22 protein-coding genes are annotated in these 19,986 nt (G+C 46.3%); 18 read left to right on the forward strand and 4 right to left on the reverse strand.

Features of this window, described 5'->3' with window-relative positions; all coding sequences use genetic code 11:
• Positions 1-88 precede the first annotated feature (88 nt).
• Positions 89-1,036: an esterase/lipase family protein gene (locus ACXACN_RS02610; RefSeq protein ID WP_474962083.1), complete on the forward strand. Its 948-nt coding sequence runs from the start codon at positions 89-91 to the stop codon at positions 1,034-1,036.
• 148 nt (positions 1,037-1,184) lie between these two features.
• On the opposite strand, the gene ACXACN_RS02615 is transcribed toward ACXACN_RS02610, so the two are convergent.
• Positions 1,185-2,054 (reverse strand): DMT family transporter, encoded by an 870-nt coding sequence (locus ACXACN_RS02615; RefSeq protein ID WP_474962085.1) that lies wholly within the window; start codon positions 2,052-2,054, stop codon positions 1,185-1,187.
• Between the two features lie 322 nt (positions 2,055-2,376).
• Here ACXACN_RS02615 and ACXACN_RS02620 point away from each other — a divergent pair, with 322 nt between their 5' ends.
• From ACXACN_RS02620 to ACXACN_RS02635, 4 genes are all read left to right on the forward strand, one after another.
• The gene (locus tag ACXACN_RS02620) at positions 2,377-3,735 is read left to right on the forward strand and encodes a DUF2254 domain-containing protein (protein ID WP_474962086.1); all 1,359 of its coding nucleotides are present in this window, start codon (positions 2,377-2,379) and stop codon (positions 3,733-3,735) included.
• 318 nt (positions 3,736-4,053) lie between these two features.
• Positions 4,054-4,263, forward strand: coding sequence for a helix-turn-helix transcriptional regulator (locus tag ACXACN_RS02625; protein ID WP_474962088.1), 210 nt, complete (start codon positions 4,054-4,056; stop codon positions 4,261-4,263).
• The gene (locus ACXACN_RS02630) at positions 4,256-4,567 is read left to right on the forward strand and encodes a DUF2178 domain-containing protein (protein WP_474962089.1); all 312 of its coding nucleotides are present in this window, start codon (positions 4,256-4,258) and stop codon (positions 4,565-4,567) included. The genes ACXACN_RS02625 and ACXACN_RS02630 overlap by 8 nt, the downstream gene beginning before the upstream one ends.
• Before the next feature lie 183 nt (positions 4,568-4,750).
• Positions 4,751-5,122, forward strand: coding sequence for a VOC family protein (locus tag ACXACN_RS02635; protein WP_474962091.1), 372 nt, complete (start codon positions 4,751-4,753; stop codon positions 5,120-5,122).
• A gap of 170 nt (positions 5,123-5,292) precedes the next feature.
• Here ACXACN_RS02635 and ACXACN_RS02640 read toward each other — a convergent pair whose 3' ends face one another.
• Positions 5,293-6,516: an MFS transporter gene (locus tag ACXACN_RS02640; protein WP_474962093.1), complete on the reverse strand. Its 1,224-nt coding sequence runs from the start codon at positions 6,514-6,516 to the stop codon at positions 5,293-5,295.
• 113 nt (positions 6,517-6,629) lie between these two features.
• On the opposite strand from ACXACN_RS02640, the gene ACXACN_RS02645 reads away from it, so the two are divergent.
• The 4 genes from ACXACN_RS02645 to ACXACN_RS02660 all read left to right on the forward strand — a co-directional run bounded on the left by ACXACN_RS02645 (position 6,630) and on the right by ACXACN_RS02660 (position 9,057).
• On the forward strand, positions 6,630-7,451 hold the full coding sequence (locus ACXACN_RS02645) for a helix-turn-helix domain-containing protein (RefSeq protein WP_474962095.1): 822 nt from the start codon (positions 6,630-6,632) through the stop codon (positions 7,449-7,451).
• A 51-nt stretch (positions 7,452-7,502) separates the two neighbouring features.
• The gene (locus tag ACXACN_RS02650; RefSeq protein ID WP_474962097.1) at positions 7,503-8,054 is read left to right on the forward strand and encodes an AAA family ATPase; all 552 of its coding nucleotides are present in this window, start codon (positions 7,503-7,505) and stop codon (positions 8,052-8,054) included.
• 50 nt (positions 8,055-8,104) lie between these two features.
• A complete protein-coding gene (locus ACXACN_RS02655) occupies positions 8,105-8,293 on the forward strand; it encodes a hypothetical protein (RefSeq protein ID WP_474962099.1) in 189 nt (62 codons plus the stop codon).
• 221 nt (positions 8,294-8,514) lie between these two features.
• Positions 8,515-9,057, forward strand: coding sequence for a TetR/AcrR family transcriptional regulator (locus tag ACXACN_RS02660; RefSeq protein WP_474962100.1), 543 nt, complete (start codon positions 8,515-8,517; stop codon positions 9,055-9,057).
• Positions 9,058-9,139: 82 nt separating this feature from the next.
• On the opposite strand, the gene ACXACN_RS02665 is transcribed toward ACXACN_RS02660, so the two are convergent.
• Complete coding sequence (locus ACXACN_RS02665; RefSeq protein WP_474962102.1) at positions 9,140-9,541, reverse strand: carboxymuconolactone decarboxylase family protein; 402 nt, start codon at positions 9,539-9,541, stop codon at positions 9,140-9,142.
• 15 nt (positions 9,542-9,556) lie between these two features.
• Complete coding sequence (locus tag ACXACN_RS02670) at positions 9,557-11,101, reverse strand: BCCT family transporter (RefSeq protein WP_474962103.1); 1,545 nt, start codon at positions 11,099-11,101, stop codon at positions 9,557-9,559.
• A gap of 366 nt (positions 11,102-11,467) precedes the next feature.
• Here ACXACN_RS02670 and ACXACN_RS02675 point away from each other — a divergent pair, with 366 nt between their 5' ends.
• From ACXACN_RS02675 to qoxB, 9 genes are all read left to right on the forward strand, one after another.
• Positions 11,468-12,358, forward strand: a complete 891-nt coding sequence (locus tag ACXACN_RS02675) for a beta-keto acid cleavage family enzyme (RefSeq protein ID WP_474962105.1) — start codon at positions 11,468-11,470, stop codon at positions 12,356-12,358.
• Positions 12,359-12,360: 2 nt separating this feature from the next.
• The gene (locus ACXACN_RS02680) at positions 12,361-13,314 is read left to right on the forward strand and encodes a 3-hydroxyacyl-CoA dehydrogenase NAD-binding domain-containing protein (protein WP_474962107.1); all 954 of its coding nucleotides are present in this window, start codon (positions 12,361-12,363) and stop codon (positions 13,312-13,314) included.
• 13 nt (positions 13,315-13,327) lie between these two features.
• Positions 13,328-13,795, forward strand: coding sequence for a thioesterase family protein (locus ACXACN_RS02685; RefSeq protein ID WP_474962108.1), 468 nt, complete (start codon positions 13,328-13,330; stop codon positions 13,793-13,795).
• Positions 13,796-14,017: 222 nt separating this feature from the next.
• Positions 14,018-14,521, forward strand: coding sequence for a DUF4188 domain-containing protein (locus ACXACN_RS02690; RefSeq protein WP_474962110.1), 504 nt, complete (start codon positions 14,018-14,020; stop codon positions 14,519-14,521).
• 88 nt (positions 14,522-14,609) lie between these two features.
• Positions 14,610-15,032, forward strand: a complete 423-nt coding sequence (locus ACXACN_RS02695) for a GNAT family N-acetyltransferase (protein WP_474962112.1) — start codon at positions 14,610-14,612, stop codon at positions 15,030-15,032.
• A 40-nt stretch (positions 15,033-15,072) separates the two neighbouring features.
• Positions 15,073-15,513: a GyrI-like domain-containing protein gene (locus ACXACN_RS02700; RefSeq protein WP_474962113.1), complete on the forward strand. Its 441-nt coding sequence runs from the start codon at positions 15,073-15,075 to the stop codon at positions 15,511-15,513.
• A 101-nt stretch (positions 15,514-15,614) separates the two neighbouring features.
• On the forward strand, positions 15,615-16,649 hold the full coding sequence (locus tag ACXACN_RS02705; protein ID WP_474962115.1) for a zinc-binding dehydrogenase: 1,035 nt from the start codon (positions 15,615-15,617) through the stop codon (positions 16,647-16,649).
• 421 nt (positions 16,650-17,070) lie between these two features.
• Entirely contained in the window at positions 17,071-18,018 is a 948-nt protein-coding gene (gene qoxA / locus ACXACN_RS02710; RefSeq protein WP_474962116.1) for a cytochrome aa3 quinol oxidase subunit II, read from the forward strand.
• A 24-nt stretch (positions 18,019-18,042) separates the two neighbouring features.
• Positions 18,043-19,986, forward strand: coding sequence for a cytochrome aa3 quinol oxidase subunit I (gene qoxB, locus ACXACN_RS02715; RefSeq protein ID WP_474962118.1), 1,944 nt, complete (start codon positions 18,043-18,045; stop codon positions 19,984-19,986).

Here is a 19,986-nt window from a genome sequence, read left to right on the forward strand (position 1 = left end):
ATCCAAAGCTCTCCACCTCATAGGACGACGAACATGTTCAAATGTTCGTCGTCATAGATTGTAGAAAGAGGTGAAGAGGAGGAGAAGGATGACCAATCATCAGCCCCCTTTAGTCGTTGTCCCTGGATTGTTCGGATCGATGAGCAACGTCATCATCCCGGGTACGGGCGGGTGGAGCTTCGGTCTTGCTGGAATGGTGTATGAACCGTTCGTTCTCATGCTTGAATCCATGGGGTACCGAAGAAACAAAAATTTGTTCATCTGTTTTTATGACTGGAGTCAAAAAATCGACGATTCGGCCAACCATTACCTCGCAAAGACGATTGCCCTGGCTAAACAGCAGACAGGAGCAGAGCGCGTAAACGTAGTCAGTCACAGCATGGGAGGGTTAGTCGCCAGGGCGTATGCTCAAGGGGACAGGTACCAGAATGATATCGACCAACTCATTCAGCTTTGTACACCCAATGCAGGCTCCGCGCCGAACTACAGCTATTGGGCAGGGGGGGAGCTCCCGACCGGACAAAAAGTGAGTTTCAACTTTGTGCACTTTTACATGCAGTGGTATTTGAATTACCTGACTCATCATGATCAGGGAAGAAAGATGGAAGTGATCCGTACTCAATTTCCTGGATTGCATGATATCGTTCCTGGCAAGGATTATCAAAACTATCTCATCCAGAATGAATCTGACAACCGCTCCCTTCTTGCTTATTCTCAAATGAAGACCACCAATCCATTTCTCGATGCATTGAATGCCAATCGTGCCATCCTGAACGAGCGCCGCATTGATGTGACGGTCATTGCAGGAACGGGAGAAGAATCGCTCAAGTATTTGGAAGTCATCCCTCATTCAAAAGCCGGCAAGTGGGCTGATGGAGAGGTCGTCTCCGCTGCTTATACAAATGAAGGAGACGGGGATGCCATTGAAGAAAGCGTGTTTCTGCTTGACGGGGATCATTATACGGTCAAAGGGACGCACATAGAAGTCCTCTATAAGTCGAAGGACATCCTCCGTAGAAAAATCGGGCGACCGTGATCATCTCACCGTCCGGTCAAAACATACAAGGATGAGCGCCTGAAAGTGAATAGAACTCTATTTGAGCACAGACCAAAGGGATGGTCTGTGTTTTTGTAGTTTCTTCCATAATCAAGTGATCCTGTATCCTGATCCATTCCGTCATGGATCAGTCGGACTGCTTCACACTCAGAGTGGTGATGGTGACTAGAATCAGCACCATACCAAGGGATTGGATGAGGCTCAAGTGATCTCCGAGAATGAGAACACCAAACAATGAAGCGGTAACCGGTTCAATCATAGCGACCATCGAAGCGGTTGTCGGTGCTGTGTTTCGAAGACCGATGACATAAAAGATAAAGGTTATCCCTGACCCGATCATCCCTAACAGGACAAACCACCCGATGTCGTTCGATGTCAATGCACGAGCAGCTTCCCCTTGGTCGGCAGACATGAAGAGAATGAGACAAAAGGAGAAAAAGGCGATCGTTAAAGCAGTCGGCGGACTGCCAATCTCAGAGGCTTTTTTGAAACCAAAAATAAACAATGCATAAGAAAGGCCGGCAAGAAGGCCCGCAGCCACCCCCAGGAAACTGACGGAAATCGACTCGGTATTGTAGGCACCTGTAAGCAACAGGATTCCCAGCAGGACACTGAAGATGCATCCCCATTTAAACCAAGTCGCACGTTCCATTCCTAGTAAAAAGGAGATGAATAGGACAAATACAGGGGCGGTGTACATGAGCGTAGCGGCAACAGCAATGCTTGATGCTTGGATACTTAGAAAATAAAAAGTAAAGTTTCCTGCTACTCCGATCCCTGCCAAAAGCGACCATAAATGAAACCATGGCGACCTGATCCAGTTTTGTTTGAAACGCATGAGGAACCACGCAAAAAAGAAGATCCATCCTACAGCTCCTCGGTAAAAGGAAATCACAATCGGATCCCAGCCCTTACTCATTAAAATATCAGCGATTCCTCCGCTGACTCCCCAGCCAATAGCAGCCAGTACAACGAAGCCAACACTTGCAAATCTCAACGTGAGCCTCCTATCCATGGTGTAATTTAAAACGTTCCTGCCTTACAGAAATTCAACGGCCGAATCCTCTTATTACGCTACAGATTTCCTTTCCTATATCAAACGTGTTAACGGGATTCCTTTCATTTCTCATCATTAAACATTGGATTTCACTAGGTGAAGGTGTGTATGAGGCATATCGATATTTCTCCCTATTTTTATGGATTCTGAAAAATTCAGGTTCGTTTTTTAATTTCCAGGGTAGGAGAAAGGAGATTCAAAATCTTAGAGATGCAATGGTGATCATATGGGAAGCTTCTACTATCTTAAGAAATATTACAAAATGTCGAGACGCCAGCGGAAGAGTGAATTGAAGTCAACGCTTTGGTTTATGCCTTTGTGGTATATCATAGGCGCGGTCGGATTATCCGTTTTTACGTTTTACCTCGATTATGTCGTCGATGTCGGTTTATACCTGCCACCTGCGATCGGTTTCAGTGGTCAGACGCTGCAAGTGCTGCTGAGCGCTCTTGTCGGTGGAGTATTGACACTGAGTGCTTTTACCATCAACTCCCTGCTCGTCGCTCTGACAACGTTCAGCGGCCAGTTTTCGTCCAAAATGCTTGTGAACTTTGTCAGTGACCGTGCCACTCAGCACGTGCTCGGAATTTTTAACGGCAGTTTCATTTATGTCCTGTTAAACTTTTTGTACGTGACGCATGAAGAAGAGGAATATATTGTGGCCACACCGGTTCTATCTATCCTCACAGCGATTACAGCTGCGGTCACGTTTATTTATTTCATCAACCATACCACCACTTGGATGCAGGTTCATAACATCAGTTTTAATATGAATGCCAAGTCGAAACAGGTTCAGGCGTCGTTGGAAAAAGAATTGAAGCCTTATCGCTTGGAAGAGGTTGAAGAAAGCTCGCTTCCAGTTGATGAAAATGGCAAGGTGATGAAGACCAGTGAGTCTGGTTACCTTCAAGTCGCTGATTTTTCGAGATTGATTAAACAAGCGAAAAGTGATGACTGCCTGCTTCGGTTCGATGTGAGAATTGGAGAGTTCGTTTTAGAGGGAACGCCGATCCTTACGTATTGGGAACGAGGGAAAACCATTCATCCTGAACGGTATTTCAAATCGATAGAAATCGGGGCCAAACAAACAGAAATTCAAGATCTGGAGTACGGGCTGAATAAGCTTGCCGAAGTAGCCATCAAAGCGTTAGGGCATAATGATCCTCTTACTGTTACGAATACGATTCACCAGATTGCAGATTTGTTGAAAAACATCGGCCAGTCTACAAATTTTTCTCCCTATCTTTTTGACAATGAAAAGGAGCTCCGGATCATCCTGAATCAAAAGAATTTTCGTTATTACCTTCATAAGGGATTCGCTTCCATACGGGAGTATGCAAACCAGAATTCGACGGTGATGATCGAGCTTTTGACCATGATCTCCCTGCTGAGTAAAACGATGGATCAGGATGTCCACGAAGATCTATGGGAGTTCGCCCGTCAAACCATTTTAGGGTTTGATAATTACAGCTTGTATGAAAATGACTGCCTTTATATATTAGAACAGCTGTCTGAGCTTGCTAAACACACGGGTCATCAGCAGGATTATCTTTTCCTGCTGGAATATATGCTGCAGCGCGTCAGTTCGAAGAGCGCATCGAAAGTTCCTTCTTCCATTTAGGTCAAGGTATTTGTGAAGGGAGACGATTGGTCCCCTTGTCATACCGCACGGAGGTGAAGGAGGGGCACCTTCTTTTAAAGATGACAAACTTCATCACGAATGTTCACCAGAGGGGCGGTCCAAGTCATGGGGATCGCCTCCTTTATAATTGGGTGAAGACCGTCGGCAGATCACATCCATCCTTCTTTCTTAGTGAAATCATGCGGTTAATATTCGGTGTGAGGAATGTCATCCTGTTTCTTCCAAATGGATATTGACAATATCTGGTTAGTAAAGTAAACTTTACGTAAAGTGAGCTTGACTTTTTGGGAGGATGCCATGAAAAATTTAATAAGAGAGCAACGCACCGAACACCAAATCACCCAAGAGCAATTGTCTGTGCTACTGGATGTATCCAGACAGACCGTCATCTCCATTGAAAAAGGGAAATACAAACCATCTCTTGTCTTGGCTCACAAGCTCGCCCAGATTTTCGAATGTCACATCGAAGATTTATTTATTTTTGAAGGAGATGAAAATATTGAGTGAACTGTTGAATCACTTGGTTGGTCTTGCGGGGTTGATTTTCGGGGTGACGAGCGGTTTAGTTGCTTATTTAATTGCTCGCAGGAACATGAAGGAAAAACGCCAGTTGGATGAAAGGTACAGAACCATTCACCTGCACGCAAGAGCTTCCGCCTGGCTTGCTACCTCTGCCTTCATTATTATCGCCTGGGCGGTGATCATTCTTGTAGAAGGGGCCTCTTTCTCATTTTTCGTTATGACGTTTTTATATGTGGCTCATTGTATTGCTTATGGGGTGACGAGTTATAGGCAGGCAACCCAGCATTAACAATATAGAGGGATATTCTCTATAAAAGAACAAGCCTTTTGCAAAGGTTTGTTCTTTTTTGTTTTCCAGAGCGGACGCTTCCTTGTGTTTAACCTGTCCAACCTTCGCTATGAAAAGGCAGGGTTTTCACCTGATCGAGGCGAACATGTAAATGGTAGGAGCAATAATGAAGGAGGAATTCATATGGAACTTGGTGCATTTTCTGTCAGTTTGAGTGTGAAGGACATTCATAAATCGAAAGCTTTTTATGAACACTTGGGGTTTCAAGCCTTTGGAGGAGATCCGGATCAAAACTGGGTCATCATGAAAAATGAAGGCTGTGTGATTGGTCTATTTCAAGGGATGTTCGAGAAGAACTTGTTGACCTTCAACCCTGGGTGGAATCAGGACGCAGAAAATACAGATTCGTTTACAGATGTGCGGGAACTGCAAAAGCAGCTGAAAGAAAAAGGGGTCGAAATCCTGTCTGAAGCGGATGAAACGAGTGAGGGGCCGGAAAGTTTTACGATTGAAGATCCTGACGGAAATCCTATCCTCATCGATCAACATCGATAAGCGATTTGTTGTGGATTCGGGTATCAAGGAAGACCTAGTTTTTTCGACTTCTCTTCAACTGTACAGTAAAAAAACGGGGGGATCCTACGTCGGACCCGCCGTTTTTTGTGCAATCGTACGGAACCAGTCTTTTTTTCAATCGATCGAAGTGACCAGGCTGGCATTTTTGTTTAGCCTACTTCTTTAGGTCTTCTTTCTTTAAGAGGGCCTGACTTTATGAATTCAGTGGTTGGATCGAGGGAACGGATCGCCCGGGTTTGATGGAATGCCCCGCAGACGATGAGTATACCGAGACAAAGAAACAGCACTTGACCATTGAAAGTAGATAAGATTAAACCTCCAAGAACGGGTCCTGCAGACCTGGATAGATCCCAGTGCAGTCCGAACAACGCAAAGTATTTACCTTTATGTTCCCGAGGAGCAAGGGTACTAATGAACGTCTGCATATGATTCAAGCTCAGGGTGGCTCCTAGACAAAAGAACACCTGTGATACAATGAATGCAGCGATATGGTGAAAAAATCCAAATCCCATAGCAGCACATACATAAAAAATATAACCCGCTTGAATGACACGTACACGGGAGAAGTGATTGGTACGGTTGACCAACACAACTTCCAAACCGATGAACACGATTGTTCCAATCGTTTCCAGCAGGGAAAAAATGAATAAATAGTGGACGATGTTTTCTTTTAGGAAAACCGGCCAATTGGTTTCCATTTGAGCGTGAAACAGACTGAGAGGGAGCATCCCAACAAGCAGCCATCCAAGGATTCGATAATCCTTCGTTTTAAGGCGGAGGCCCGGTCCTTTCTCTTTTACGCGGACATTTGATTCCGGTAACCACTTGAATCCGCATAATACATACAAGAGAAGGACGCCACTTAACAGCAAAAATAAGGAGCGTGGGTCCTGGTGAAAAAGAGCCGCTCCGATCACCGGTCCGCCAAGCGCTCCAATGCTTGATGCGGTGCTGAGCAGGGCGAAAGTTTCGGACTGTTTTTCAAGTGGGACGGTTTCTGAAATTTGAGCTCTCGCTGCAGGGATGTAGGCGAAACGTCCGAGTCCGTTGAGAAAGGCGAAGAAAAGGAACAGCCACATGTGGTCGGATAGCGCAAATCCTGTAACCGCGATGACTTGGAGAACAAGGGATCCTAATTGAACGGCCCTCCGGCCTGCTTTGTCGATCCACGACCCGAAGATAAACGTGAATAGGATTTCGGTCAAAGGCTGGACACCGATGACGAGCGTCGCCAAGAGAATATTTTCTCCAAACTGATCATACATAAACAAAGTCAAAAAAGGGAGAAGGATCACGGATACAAAAGATGTGACCGCATGCCCTGCGGATTGGATCCAGACGGTTCTCGGAAACTGAAGGAGATAAGCTTTCATTCTTTCCAACTCCTATTCTGAAAGGGAATAAGAACAGAATACCGAAGCAGGATCTATGAAACTATGCAAATCTTGCGGAACAAAGGGCAGAACTTGCGAAAGGGGAGAAAGCGATGGAAATGCGACTCGACCTCGAACATACAGGGGTGTTGGTTTTTGATCTTAAAGAGGGAGAAGCAGACGAAACCCACCCTCATGATCATTTTCAAATCAGCGTCCCGCTCACCGGTGATTTGTTGACTTACCATAATCACAAGCGTACCCTCCTCAATCATCATGAATCCTTGCTGGTACCCCCGGGCGACATTCATCAGCATGAAGCTTCAGGAACACAGAAGGAAATCATGTTAATCAGTTTTGATGAGGAAATAGTAGAACGTGCGTTTACCTCCTTCACGGGCGTTTCCTCTAAGGGGCTTCATTTTTCTTCCATTCAAACGAGTTCAGATGTGTTAGTGAGGAAAGCGAGATCTTTATTTCAATCAGCTTCGTTCGATGGGGTCGGTGCAGCTATGGAGCAGGAAGAGGCTTTTACCATGGCTATTCTTGATGAAATGGTGGGCTCGCACACGAAGGGCTGGCAGGAGGCGAAAGCCTTGCAGAGCTATGATTCAGACCTTACCGCTCAATTGGTAAAGGAGTTTATTGAAGAGTGTCATGAAGAGGACCTGCCCCTCGAGCGGCTGGCTGAAGAAATGAACATCAGTAAGTACCATCTTCACCGTTCTTTCAGGACGAAAACAGGCCTGACTCCCAAAGCTTATTTGATGCAGGTGCGGTTAGAAAAAGCGGTCCAACTCCTGCTTTCCGGAAAGGTGGATGTGACACATGCCGCCTTCAGCGTTGGGTTTCAATCCGTCAGCACGTTCAACCGGACGTTCAAAAGCAAGTATGGGATCACACCATCGCAATATGTCAGAGAATATAAAATATAGAAGCCTTTTTTGGAAGACGATTCATTCACGGGAAAAAGAGGGGAGAAGGCGATGGCAAGGTTCGCGATCATGACCGTCGGGATGACTCATAGTGGAAAATCAACGTTTGCTCGAAGCTTGGAGAAAGTGGTGAAAAACGCTGTCGTGATTGATCAGGATGACCATGCTGAATTCTTGAATCAACAGTACCCTCTGCTTGTTCCTAAGGACGGTCCGAACAAAGTGAAATCCCGTATGACGAGAATGATCGTTGATTATGCGATGGAAGAGACAGAAAACCACCTTATTCTGTGCAACTCAAACCGCAATGGTACAGAAAGAATGGAGCTGTTGGATGAGTTCAGGAGGAAAGGCTTTTCTACGATTCTTGTATCGTTTCATCTCCCTTTTTCGATCCTTGAAAAAAGAGTCGAAGAAAGGAAAAGAGATCCGGCCATTCTGAGGACAGCGGATTCGTTTCAGGAAGTTTTGAACCGGCAGAGAGAGGAATCCCACGACATTTTTCCCCCTTCGAAAAACGAAGCGGATCATCTTTTTCAAATAAAGAACGAAGAAGATGTGGCGGTCGTGATTAGGAGAATCGAGGTTCTTCTATCGTCCTAGTATAAGAGTCTCGCATTCTGGCTATGCTAGTGATAGAGAGGATGATGATTGTGCAGTACATGGAAAGAACGAACAAAGTAATGGAAGAGTTGATCTCAGGCAAACGTCTACATTTCGGCAATTATTCTTATCATCAGTCCGTGTTTACAGATGGCGTGAGGGAAGTCCAGGAATGGGAAGTGCGTCAATTTGTGCTCAATTATTTTATGGCATTGGAAAATGTAAAAAGTCACGCGTAACAGAAGGATAACCGTTTTAACGGGAATGATAGAAAAGGTACACACTTCTGAATTTCAGATGTGTACTTTTTTCGTTCCATTTGGGGGCATACTGGTCCATCCTAGTATGAACGTTACAATGCGATCAGTGATAAAGAGAAGAATAGGGAGCTCACTCAAATTGAAAACCCCAAAGAATCCTGCTAATATGAGGGTAAAATGAACGTAAATGAGGGAAGCGCATGCCAAGAGTATCGAAACGGCAGAAGATTTTGGAAGCAGCCGCGCTCATTGTCCGTGAGCAGGGAAGTGATGCGCTCACATTGGACGCTGTCGCTAAACGCGCAGAGGTGAGCAAGGGTGGACTGTTGTATCACTTTTCCACGAAAGAAGCCCTCGTCGAAGGGCTCGTCCAGTATATGAACGATGTCTATCGGGGAAACGTAGAAGAATTAGTAGAAAAAGATGATGAGGACACAGGGAAATGGGCGCGGTCGTTTATTAACGTCATGCATGATAAAAGTACAGAAAACCGGCCGCTCAGTTCAGGGATGCTGGCCGCTCAAGGAATCAATCCCAAGTTGCTGAAACCCCTTCAGGATACATATGCCGACTGGCAGAACCATATTGAACATGACGGTCTCGATCAGGTCGATGCCACGATTTTGCGTCTTGCGGTCGATGGACTGTGGCTGTCCGAGATATTCGGGCTCGGGACTTTGCCGCCTACGCTTAGAAAGCAGGTTCTAGAGCGATTGAACGAACAAACATACAAATCAAAATAAAAATCACCAGTTCTCCAATGAGAGCTGGTGATTTTTATGGTTTCAGAAAGGTTTTTCGAAAAGGGGGTGGATGATCTAGCGTTTAGGCGTAAGCTGTTTCTGTGCGTTCTTGGAACACGTTGCGTGCCTGGGTGAGCGCATTGATGACAGAAGGGAAACCGACGTACGGGATCAGCTGCATCATCGCTTCAATGATCTCTTTTTGTGAAAGGCCAGCATTTAGAGCGGTATTAATGTGAAGCTCAAGCTGGGGAAGACTTCCGGATCCTTGAGTGACAAGGCTCGATAATACAGTCAGCGCACGGGATTGTTTGCTTAGGTGATCACGGTTGTAGATGTCACCGTAGGCAAACTCGATGATGTATGTTCCAAGATCCGGGGCGATCTCTTCCAATGCTTTCATAAGTTCAAAATGGTTGGTACCTTTTTCTTCATCTGTATAGGAACGGAGGGTTTCCAATCCTTTTTCGTAGCGTGTTTTCATGGTGTGTCTCCTCTCTTAAGATGCTTTATTGTTTTCTTTTTCTGCTTGAGCACGGTCTTCGTTGACCATTTTGATGAAAGACCACCCGAGCATCGGCAGAATGATCAGAAGCGGGAAGCCACCGACGATGCTAATGGTCTGTAGTGTCGTCAATCCGCCCATGTTCATGAAGATCATCGGCAGAATCGATAGAGCCAGGGCCCAAAATAGACGGTTCCATTTGAGTGGTTCTCCTTCGACGTGTTTTTGTACAACGGATGCGATGACATACGATCCGGAGTCATACGTCGTTGATAAGAAAATGGTGGCGAGTAAGATGAATACGATGATGGCAAGTGTTGCGAGCGGCAATTCAGTCAATGTGCCGATGATCGCAGCGGGAGCCCCTTGTTGATTCAAGGTTTCAATGACCGGGTACTGACCACTCAACTCAAGGTACATCGAGTAATTACCTAAGATTCCGAAGAAGAGGACCGTTCCTAAGCTTCCGAAAAGGATCGTTCCGAAAACGACTTGGCGGATCGTCCGTCCTTTGGAAATTCGTGCGATAAACAATCCGACAAATGGAGCGTACACAATCCACCATGCCCAGTAGAAGACCGTCCAGCCTTCAGGGAATCCGGTTCGGGTGAAGGAGGCAAGGTCGTTGAAAGGTTCTGCCCATAAGCTCATCAGGAAGAAGTTGTCCATCATCCGGCCGAGGGCTGAAGTCGTCGATTCGGTTATAAATGTCGTCGGTCCGACGGTAAATATGAAAATCAACAAGATGAACGCGAGCCACAAGTTGATGTCACTAAGGACGCGGATTCCTTTTTGTAAACCTGAATAAGCACTCAAGCCGAAGATGCCTGTACAGAAAAGAAGGATGATCGATTTCGTCGTCATCGTATCTGGAATGCCTACCAAGTTGTTCAGTCCAGCAGATATGATCGGTGCAGAAAGCGCAAGTCCTGTTCCGCCTCCTCCTAAAAGGCCAAACATGAACAGAATGTCGACAAGTCGTCCAACCCAGCCGTCGGTGTACTTGCCTAGCACCGGGCGACACGCTTCACTGATTTTGAACACATCGGTTTTCTTAACGAAAAACATGTAGCCGATCGGAAGTGTAGGAATCGCAAACATTGCCCAGGCGATCGGTCCCCAGTGAAAGAATCCGTAGGTAGAGGCCCACTGGATCGCTTCATTTGACCCTGCTTCGGCCCCGAATGGAGGTCCTTGATAGTAATAGGCCCACTCAATCACGCCCCAATAAAGGATCCCTGTACCGATTCCGCTGGTAAACAGCATTGCTGCCCAGGAGCTCGTTTTGAATTCCGCTTTCGTTTCGGCGTCTCCGAGTTTAATGTCTCCATAGCGGCTCACTCCGACAAACAATAAGAAGAGCAGCATGATTAATCCTACCGATAAAAATAAGAAACCTAACCGTTGAGTGACAACTTCATTTGCCGCCAGCACAATCTCTTTTCCTTGTTCAGGGAAAATGATCAGAGGCAAAGATACAAATAGTAATAAAGCCAATGCCCCTCCAAACGTTTTCCAGTCCATGAGTTGCTTCTTCATGGGTATTCCTCCTTTTATTCAAATGGGATTTTTTCGTATGTGACGTTTTAAACTGTACAATCTGGACGGTTTTGTTTCAAAACGTGGATAAGGGTGCATATCGGAGAATATAAAGCCATATTCAAGGAATGATAGGGTGTGTAGTTATATTTCGCCGATTTTCGTATGTCTTTTCCTCTCAAAAAGAGCTAATCCATTATGTGAAGTAAAATGTATCCGAATGATTGATCCTTGGACGCCCCACAAATGAAGGGAGAAGGTAAGACTCAATAAAAAATTCTCCAAAACCATTTGAAACTAAACAGTCCAGATGGTATAGTTTGTGCTGGTTGATAAAACAAACGAATTCAAAGGAGGACCTTTGGAATGAAAAATAAAGTATTGCTGACTTCTGCTGTAACTGGAGCGGGAGATACGATGAAGAAAAACCCTCATGTACCTGTGACACCGAAAGAAATTGCCGAATCTGCGATTGAATCGGCAAAGGCGGGAGCGACGGTCGCTCACGTTCATGCGCGTGACCCGAAAACGGGTGGCATCAGTCACAACTTGGAACATTACCGGGAAATTGTCGATCGCATCCGCGAATCAGAAACGGATGTCATCATTAACATCACATCCGGAGGCGGCGGTGATTTTATTCCAAGCTTGAATACACCGGCAGCTGGTGGCGATGGGACAGTCATCCAGACTCCAGCGGAGCGCCATGAACCGGTTGGAGAGCTTTTACCTGAAATGTGTACGCTCGACTGTGGAAGCACGAACTTTGGCAACATGATTTACATGAGTCCGACAGACTGGCTCCGTGACCAGGCGAAACTGATTCAGGAAAGTGGTGTGAAGCCTGAACTGGAATGTTTCGATACCGGGCACATTCGTTTTGCCAATCAATTGGTGGAAGAAGGGTTGATCGATGGAGATCCGATGTACCAATTCTGCCTGGGTATCCCTTGGGGAGCAGCAGCGGATGCGGAAACGATGCTTTATATGAAAAATCGGATCCCAGAAAATGCCCACTGGTCTGCATTCGGAATCGGACGTATGCAAATGCCGATGGCGTCTCAAGCGGCGATGCTTGGCGGGAACGTTCGAGTCGGCCTCGAAGATAACATCTACTTGTCTAAGGGTGTTGTCGCTAGAAACGAACAGCTGGTAGATAAAGCGGTAAACATGCTGCGAGGTATGGATCTTGAGCCAATGACGCCGCAGGAAGCACGAGAATACTACAATCTTAGAAATCCACACGGAGGGAAGTAATGATGACTGTACAAAAAGTAGCCGTCGTCGGCACAGGAGTGATTGGAAACGGCTGGATCGCACGCATGCTTGCAAAAGGCTATGATGTCGTCGCAACAGATCCAGCAGAAGGAGCGGAAGAGCGCATGCGCCGTGCGGTCGATCAAGCATGGCCCTATGTGGAAGCACTCGGACTTGCAGAAGGTGCATCCAAAGATCGTCTGACGTTTGAGAAAGAGTTAGCCGATGCCGTACAGGATGCGGACTTTATCCAGGAGAACGTACCGGAAGTGGAAGAATTGAAGCAGACAGTTCTGCAGAACATCGACAAGCATGCGAAACCGGAGGCGATGATCGGGTCAAGTACGTCAGGCATTATGCCTTCTGAGCTGCAGGCGAACTTGCAGCACCCGGAACGCTTTGTCGTCGCCCATCCGTTCCACCCGGTATACATTTTGCCGCTTGTGGAAGTCGTGGCAGGAAAACAGACGACGGCGGAGAACGTAGACAAGGCAAAGGCTTTTTATGAAAACTTGAACATGAGTGTCCTGCTTGTCCGTCATGAGATTGAAGGACACATCGCGGACCGTCTCATTGAAGCGATTTGGAGAGAATCGCTGCACATCGTCAATGAAGGCATCGCCACGACAGAAGAAGTGGACAAAGCTTTCACTCACGGAGCGGGCATGCGTTATGCGCAATACGGACCATTCCTCACGTTCCACCTGGCTGGTGGAGAGGGCGGCATGCGCCACATGCTGAAACAGTTCGGTCCAGCTTTGAAAAAACCGTGGACGAAGCTTGAAGCACCTGAACTGACAGAGGAGCTTTACGACAAAGTCGTATCTGGTTGTGAAGCACAGGCGAACGGCATGAGCATGTCCGAACTGGATCAAAACCGTAACGAATTTTTGATCCGCCTTTATGATCTCGTTCAGGAATACTGGCCGCAAGAGACAGCAAAAACAAACGTGTAAAGGAGGGGTTTTCGTGTCATCCTTTTCTTACAAAAGAACGGTGCCAAATGAGTGGGTCGACTACAACGGTCACATGAATGACGCGGAGTACAATCGTGCCTTCAGTCTTGCAACCGATGCGTTTATCGACCATATCGGGCTCGATGAAAAAGGCAGGGAGCATTATCAGTACACCATTTTCACGCTTGAGACGCACACGTGCTACTTGAAAGAAATGCATGAAGGAGCTCAGTTGCAGATCTCAGCTCACGTACTCGATTACGATGCGAAGCGGATCCATCTTTTCCTGACGATGAAGAACGCTGATGGGGAAGTGGTGGCTACATTGGAAGAAATGCTGATGGGGATGGATCAAAACGAAGGTCGTCCTGCGCCATTTCCTAATGAAGTAGCTGAGAAAGTGGAACAAGAGTATGAAGAAACTTCTGACGAAGAACAACCCAAACAAGTCGGCCGCACGATCGGTATTCGAAGGAAATGAAGTGGATATGGAATAATATGTAAGACCTGGTCACCCAATTCTTGGGTGACCAGGTCTTTCTTTTTGCCATTTACATTCGGTACCGCATTTCGAATCGTGTTATAATATAGGGAATATTTAGAATTCTGCGATAGTGGCAGGGTGTGGTATGAACAGGGGTTGGAAGAGGAAGGTATCATTTGACGATCCTGATGGCCTGTTTCACATAAAAGGAGGAAACGGATGGGGGCTAAAGTATTTCCAGGACGGTATACAGCGGAAGCGGATGATGAGGTGGTTGTGTTTTTAATTGGAATGAGGGTGAACAAATGGTTTGCTATCCATAAATGGCTGCCTGTTTTTCTTTCTATGCCACCGATGATCCAAGAACTCTATTCTCAGAAAGACAATGGATTTTTCTCCATGGAAAACTTCTTCAACTTCAGAACCACATTGATGATCCAATATTGGCGCTCAGAAGACGAGCTTTACGCATACGCGAAGGCCCCGAAACATTTGAAGGCGTGGAGGAATTTCAACCGCAAAGTGAAGGATAACCCGGCCGTCGGAATTTACCATGAAACATACAAAGTGACGAAAGGGGCTCATGAAGTCGTTTACGGGAATATGCCTTTGTTTGGTCTTGCAAAAGCCTACCAGCACATCCCCGTCCTACCTAGCACGTCTTCAGCGAAACAAAGATTAAGGAAAAAGAATGAGGAGCAGGTTTTGGATTCCCGTAAATAGATATAAAGAGACCTTTACTCCTGTTACCCTCGAACAAAGATTAATAATGGAAGAAACTCGTCTAAACATAATTAAGGATGGAGTAATGATGGAACTTAAAATATCGAGCGAACATCAGAGTAAAAACAAAGACAAAGTCGATCAACAATTGTACGAGTACAACTTGAAGCACTTTCCCAAAGACCTGAGAGGTCGGTATGAGGAAGTACAACTTTATGTGAAGGATGCTGATGAACATGTACGTGGAGGTCTTCTTGGTGAAATCTGCTGGAATTGGCTGGAGATCCACACTCTTATGCTGGAGGAAGAGCTTCGCGGATCAGGGCATGGCTCAAAGCTATTAGTGGAAGCGGAGCGTATCGCAAGGGAAAAGGCATGCGATTTTATCAAAGTCGATACTCTCAGTTTTCAAGCGCTGGATTTTTACAAAAAACATGGGTATCAAGAATATGGCGTCCTGGATCAGGTAGGAAGGAATTTTACGCACCACTATTTAAAGAAGGATCTCTAAGCTGTCGCAAAACGGCTCCTTCAGAACGGAGAATTCTACCATGCAAACTATAAATCGGACCTTTCGAATTGTTGGAATCAAAGGTCACGGAGCATTTGAAGATTTTGCAACGGAAGTCCCGGACTTTGCGAGACAGCTTTTACATCGGACGAGGGAAATCGAACATCATACCAATATCGAAACCGCCCTCTTTGAGCCGAAATGGGGGGACGATCATCTCGAAGGTCATTATTATGTAGGGATCCTGGTAAAAGATAAGCCAAGCCATGTTCCTAAGGGGATGGAGTATTTAGAGGTTTCCGGCACCTATGTATCGGCAAAAGGGTCCATCGATCACGTAGACCTCCTTTATGAGGAAGTAGGGCAGTGGACAATTGAACAAAAACTTATCCGGGATTGGCTGTCCTATATTGTAGAAACTTATCACCCAACGGAAAATGGGGAAGACGTTGAGGTGTTTCTGCCTATCATCGATCCCTGAATGAATTCGGTGAGCCGATCATTTGCTGAGAACAAGGAATAGTCTTATCATGTATGTCGCATATTAGTTGAGAAAAGCGAATCGGAAAGAGGTGTCTTGAGATGAAAGCAGTTCAAGTGACCGGTTATGGAGATGTGGATCAGTTAGAGCTATCAGACATCCCAACTCCAGAACCGAAAGAAAATGAAGTGCTCGTTCAAGTGAAAGCGTGTGCGATCAATAACACAGAAATCTGGATGAGGGAAGGTGCCTACGGCCAGGGTGGCAAGTCAGGATGGCGCCCGGAAGGCGTTCAGTTCCCACGGACACCAGGGTCTGACATTACCGGAAAAGTGGTGCAGGTCGGTTCCAAAGTGGATGAATCCATGATGGACAAGGACGTCGTTCTTTTCCCATTTACTTCAAGCGGGCCGGAAGGGCAGGAGCATATTTCTGAGGACATGTCGTTTATCGGTTCGGAGTATGATGGTGGCTATGCGGAATATGTTGTGTGGCCGGCGGACCTTTGTTATGACATGCCACTTGAAGACTACACAGAAAGCTGTGTATTTTCTGTCAGCGGCATGACCGCCTGGCACATGGTCGAACAAGTGCAGCCGAAGCCTGGCGAGACGGTAATGGTGACAGGTGCAAACGGTGGCGTCGGCTCACTGAACGTCCAGATTGCATCTCAAGTATTCGGAGCGGATGTCATCGCACTTGTCGGCGATTTGAGCATGGAAAAACAAATGAAGGAACTCGGTGCGACACACGTCTTATCTTATAAATCCGAGAATCTGGACGAAGAAATTTTAGCCGGCAATGGCGGTCCTATTGACACAGTGCTTGATGTCGTCGGAGATGCCTTATTCTCCACAGCCATGACGGTGCTTAAAAAAGGCGGCAAGTTTTGTACGTCCGGCTCTTCAGGCGGTCAAAAAACAGAGCTTGATTTCCGCACCCTTTATTTGAAACACATCACCATGTATGGTTCAGTCCTGGGTACGCGCGAGGAGTTCCAACGGATGCTCAAAGCGATTGCAGAAGGAAAGGTCAAGCCTGTCATCGACCGTACGTTCCCATTAGAGGAAGCGAAGGAAGCGCAGCAGTATTTCAAGGAATCAGGGAAAAAAGGCAAAATCGTCCTTCTCCCATGATAGGTGTTTCATTCATACGGAGAACCTGTATCACTAATGTTAGTGATACAGGTTCTTTTATTTTTCCGCCCTTCGTTGATTTATGAACATGCCCTATGTGCTGAAAAAGGTTTTGGGGGATGGAAGAAGGGGATCACGGAGTGGGCGCTCTTCTTCCCAAGCTTATGCCCTTTCTGTATGGAGAGTGCCTCCACTAAGCTTTTATGTAAATTTTTATTAAAATGTTAGTAATTTCCTTGAAAGCGTCAATCATGTGGCGGATTTATTAAAAGTTCGTGAACGATGTATGACAAAGTTGTGAACATGTGTTTCTAATTCCCTAAAATCTGATATAATCAGTCAAGCCCTGATACGTATAACAGCTCCTAGTTTCCGAGTTTTATACTTATAATTTAACAGTTTGATAGGAGGGTTAAGATTCATGAAAACTAAACATCTCCGCAATCGATGGTTTGGTTTGTTGCCGCTCGGCTTGATTCTTTTCTTGAGCGGGTGCGGACAACTTGAAATGACTGTGCTCGATCCCAAAGGACCGGTTGCTCAAAGTCAATATGACCTGATTGTATATTCCCTATGGTTCATGCTTGGAATCATTGTTGTCGTGTTTGCTTTGTTTGCTTACATGCTCATCAAGTATCGTGAAAACCGTCCGGGACGTAAAGAAAGTGACTATGACCCGAATTTGCATGGAAATACCACCATTGAGGTGATCTGGACGATCATTCCGATTATTATTGTCGTCCTATTATCCATACCGACGGTTACAACTCTGTTCGACTTGGAGAAACCTCCTGAAGCTGAAGCAGGAGAAGAGCAGAAGGAACCTTTAGTCGTTTACGCAACAACGGCGGATTGGAAATGGTTCTTCAGTTATCCGGAACAGGATATCGAAACCGTGAACTACTTACACATTCCGACCGATCGTCCGATTGAATTCCGACTGTCATCGGCAGATTCGATGTCAGCCCTGTGGATTCCAGCACTCGGCGGTCAAAAGTACAACATGGCAGGTATGATGACCACATTGTATCTGCAGGCAGATGAAGAAGGGGTTTACGATGGGCGTAACTCCAACTTCAACGGAGAAGGCTTTGCTGCCCAAACCTTCAAAGTACATGCAGAGAGTCAAGAAGACTTTGACGCATGGGCAGAGAAAATTAGCAATGAAGCTCCAGAGCTGACAGCTGAACGTTACGATGAGTTGCTGGCGCCTGGGCTGACCGACGTCCAATCCTATTCCAGTACACACTTGGATTATGTGAAGCACCATACCCGTGAGGAAATGGGCTACGTCGTCGATAAGTACCGTGAACAATTTAAAGAGAAGCTTCATTTATATGAAATTGATAAACAAGAAAGCTTCCAATAGAACGGAAAGAAAGCAGGTGAAGACATGCACATTACAGATATTCTAGTCACCGGTGAACCGATTATCTACGGTGCCATGGTATCGATGGCCCTCGTCGGGATCGCCCTCCTTTTCATTCTGACCTATTTCAAAAAATGGAAATGGCTTTGGCGTGAATGGTTGACGACCGTCGACCACAAAAAAATCGGTGTCATGTATATTTTAAGTGCCCTCCTCATGTTATTCCGCGGTGGTGTGGACGCCATGATGATGAGGGTGCAGCTGGCATTTCCTGATTTGGGATTCTTGAATTCCCAGCACTATAACGAAATTTTTACAACACACGGAACGATCATGATCATTTTCATGGCGATGCCGTTCTTGATCGGACTTATGAACATCATCGTTCCATTGCAGATCGGAGCGCGTGACTTCGCGTTTCCATATTTGAACGCCCTTAGTTTCTGGTCCTTCTTCTTCGGAATGGCGCTCTTCAACATATCCTTCGTCATCGGAGGATCCCCGGATGCCGGGTGGACGAGTTATACGCCACTCTCCGGAGCTGCAATGAGCCCTGGACCAGGACAGAACTTCTACTTGATGGGACTGCAGTTATCAGGGATTGGTACCTTAGCCACAGGAATCAACTTGATGGTGACGATTTTGAAAATGCGTGCCCCAGGCATGAAGCTTTTCCATATGCCGATCTTCACATGGTCGACATTGGTGACTTGTTTCATCATCGTGTTCGCTTTCCCAATTTTGACTGTAGCTCTTGCGCTACTTACCATTGACCGTATTTTCGGTGCACAATTCTTTACTCTGACAGGGGAAGGATTGCCGATGATGTGGGCCAACTTGTTCTGGATGTGGGGGCACCCGGAAGTGTACATTGTTATTCTTCCAGCCTTCGGTATTTTCTCAGAAGTCATCGCAACATTCGCGAAAAAGCGTTTGTTTGGCTACCATGTGATGGTTTGGTCGATGATCGTCATTGCATTGCTCAGTTTCTTAGTATGGGTCCACCACTTCTTCACGATGGGTGCCGGCGCATTCGTCAACTCCGTCTTCTCGATATCAACGATGTTGATCGCCGTACCGACCGGAGTGAAGATCTTCAACTGGCTTGCGACCTTGTATAAATCAAAAATCGAGTTCACTGTACCGATGCTTTGGTCTCTTGCCTTCATCCCGAGTTTCATTCTCGGTGGTGTAACCGGCGTTATGCTTGGTATGGCAGCAGCTGACTATCAGTTCCACAACTCGTACTTCCTGATCGCGCACTTCCACTACGTGCTGATCGCAGGTACGGTATTCGCCTGCTTCGCAGGACTTGTATTCTGGTATCCGAAAATGTTCGGTCACAAGATGAACGAGCGTTTGGGTAGATGGGCATTCTGGTTGTTCTTCTTCGGCTTCCATGTGTGCTTCTTCCCGCAATACTTCCTTGGTCTAGACGGCATGCCGCGTCGTTTGTTCATCACGAACGTCGCCGAGTGGCTTCCATTGAACGTCATCTCTACCGTCGGTGCCTTCGGAATGGGACTTGGTTTCATCGTATTCGTTTACAACGTCTACTACAGCTTCCGTTACAGCGAGCGCGAAACAACAGGCGACTCCTGGAATGGAAATGGTCGTACGCTTGAATGGGCGACAACGACGCCAGTGCCTTACTACAACTTCGCAACGGTGCCATATGCTAGTGAAATCGATCCATATGTCGTTATGAAAGAACAAGGCAAAACAACGTTTGAAGAGGATAAAGTGAAGCCGATCCACATGCCTAGTTATACAGGGCAGCCGTTCATCTTTATGGCCTTCCTTGGACTTGGAAGTTTCGGTCTTGTCTTCGAATGGATGTATGTCGCTGTCTTCGGATTGATCGGTGGCGTGTTCATGATGATCCGCCGTTCCTTCGACTATGACGATGGGTACTATGTACCGGTCGATGAAATCAAACGAATAGAGAAAAAAGCGAGGGGGTTATGA

It is taken from the genome of Halobacillus sp. AWM4_238 (genome assembly GCF_056158265.1).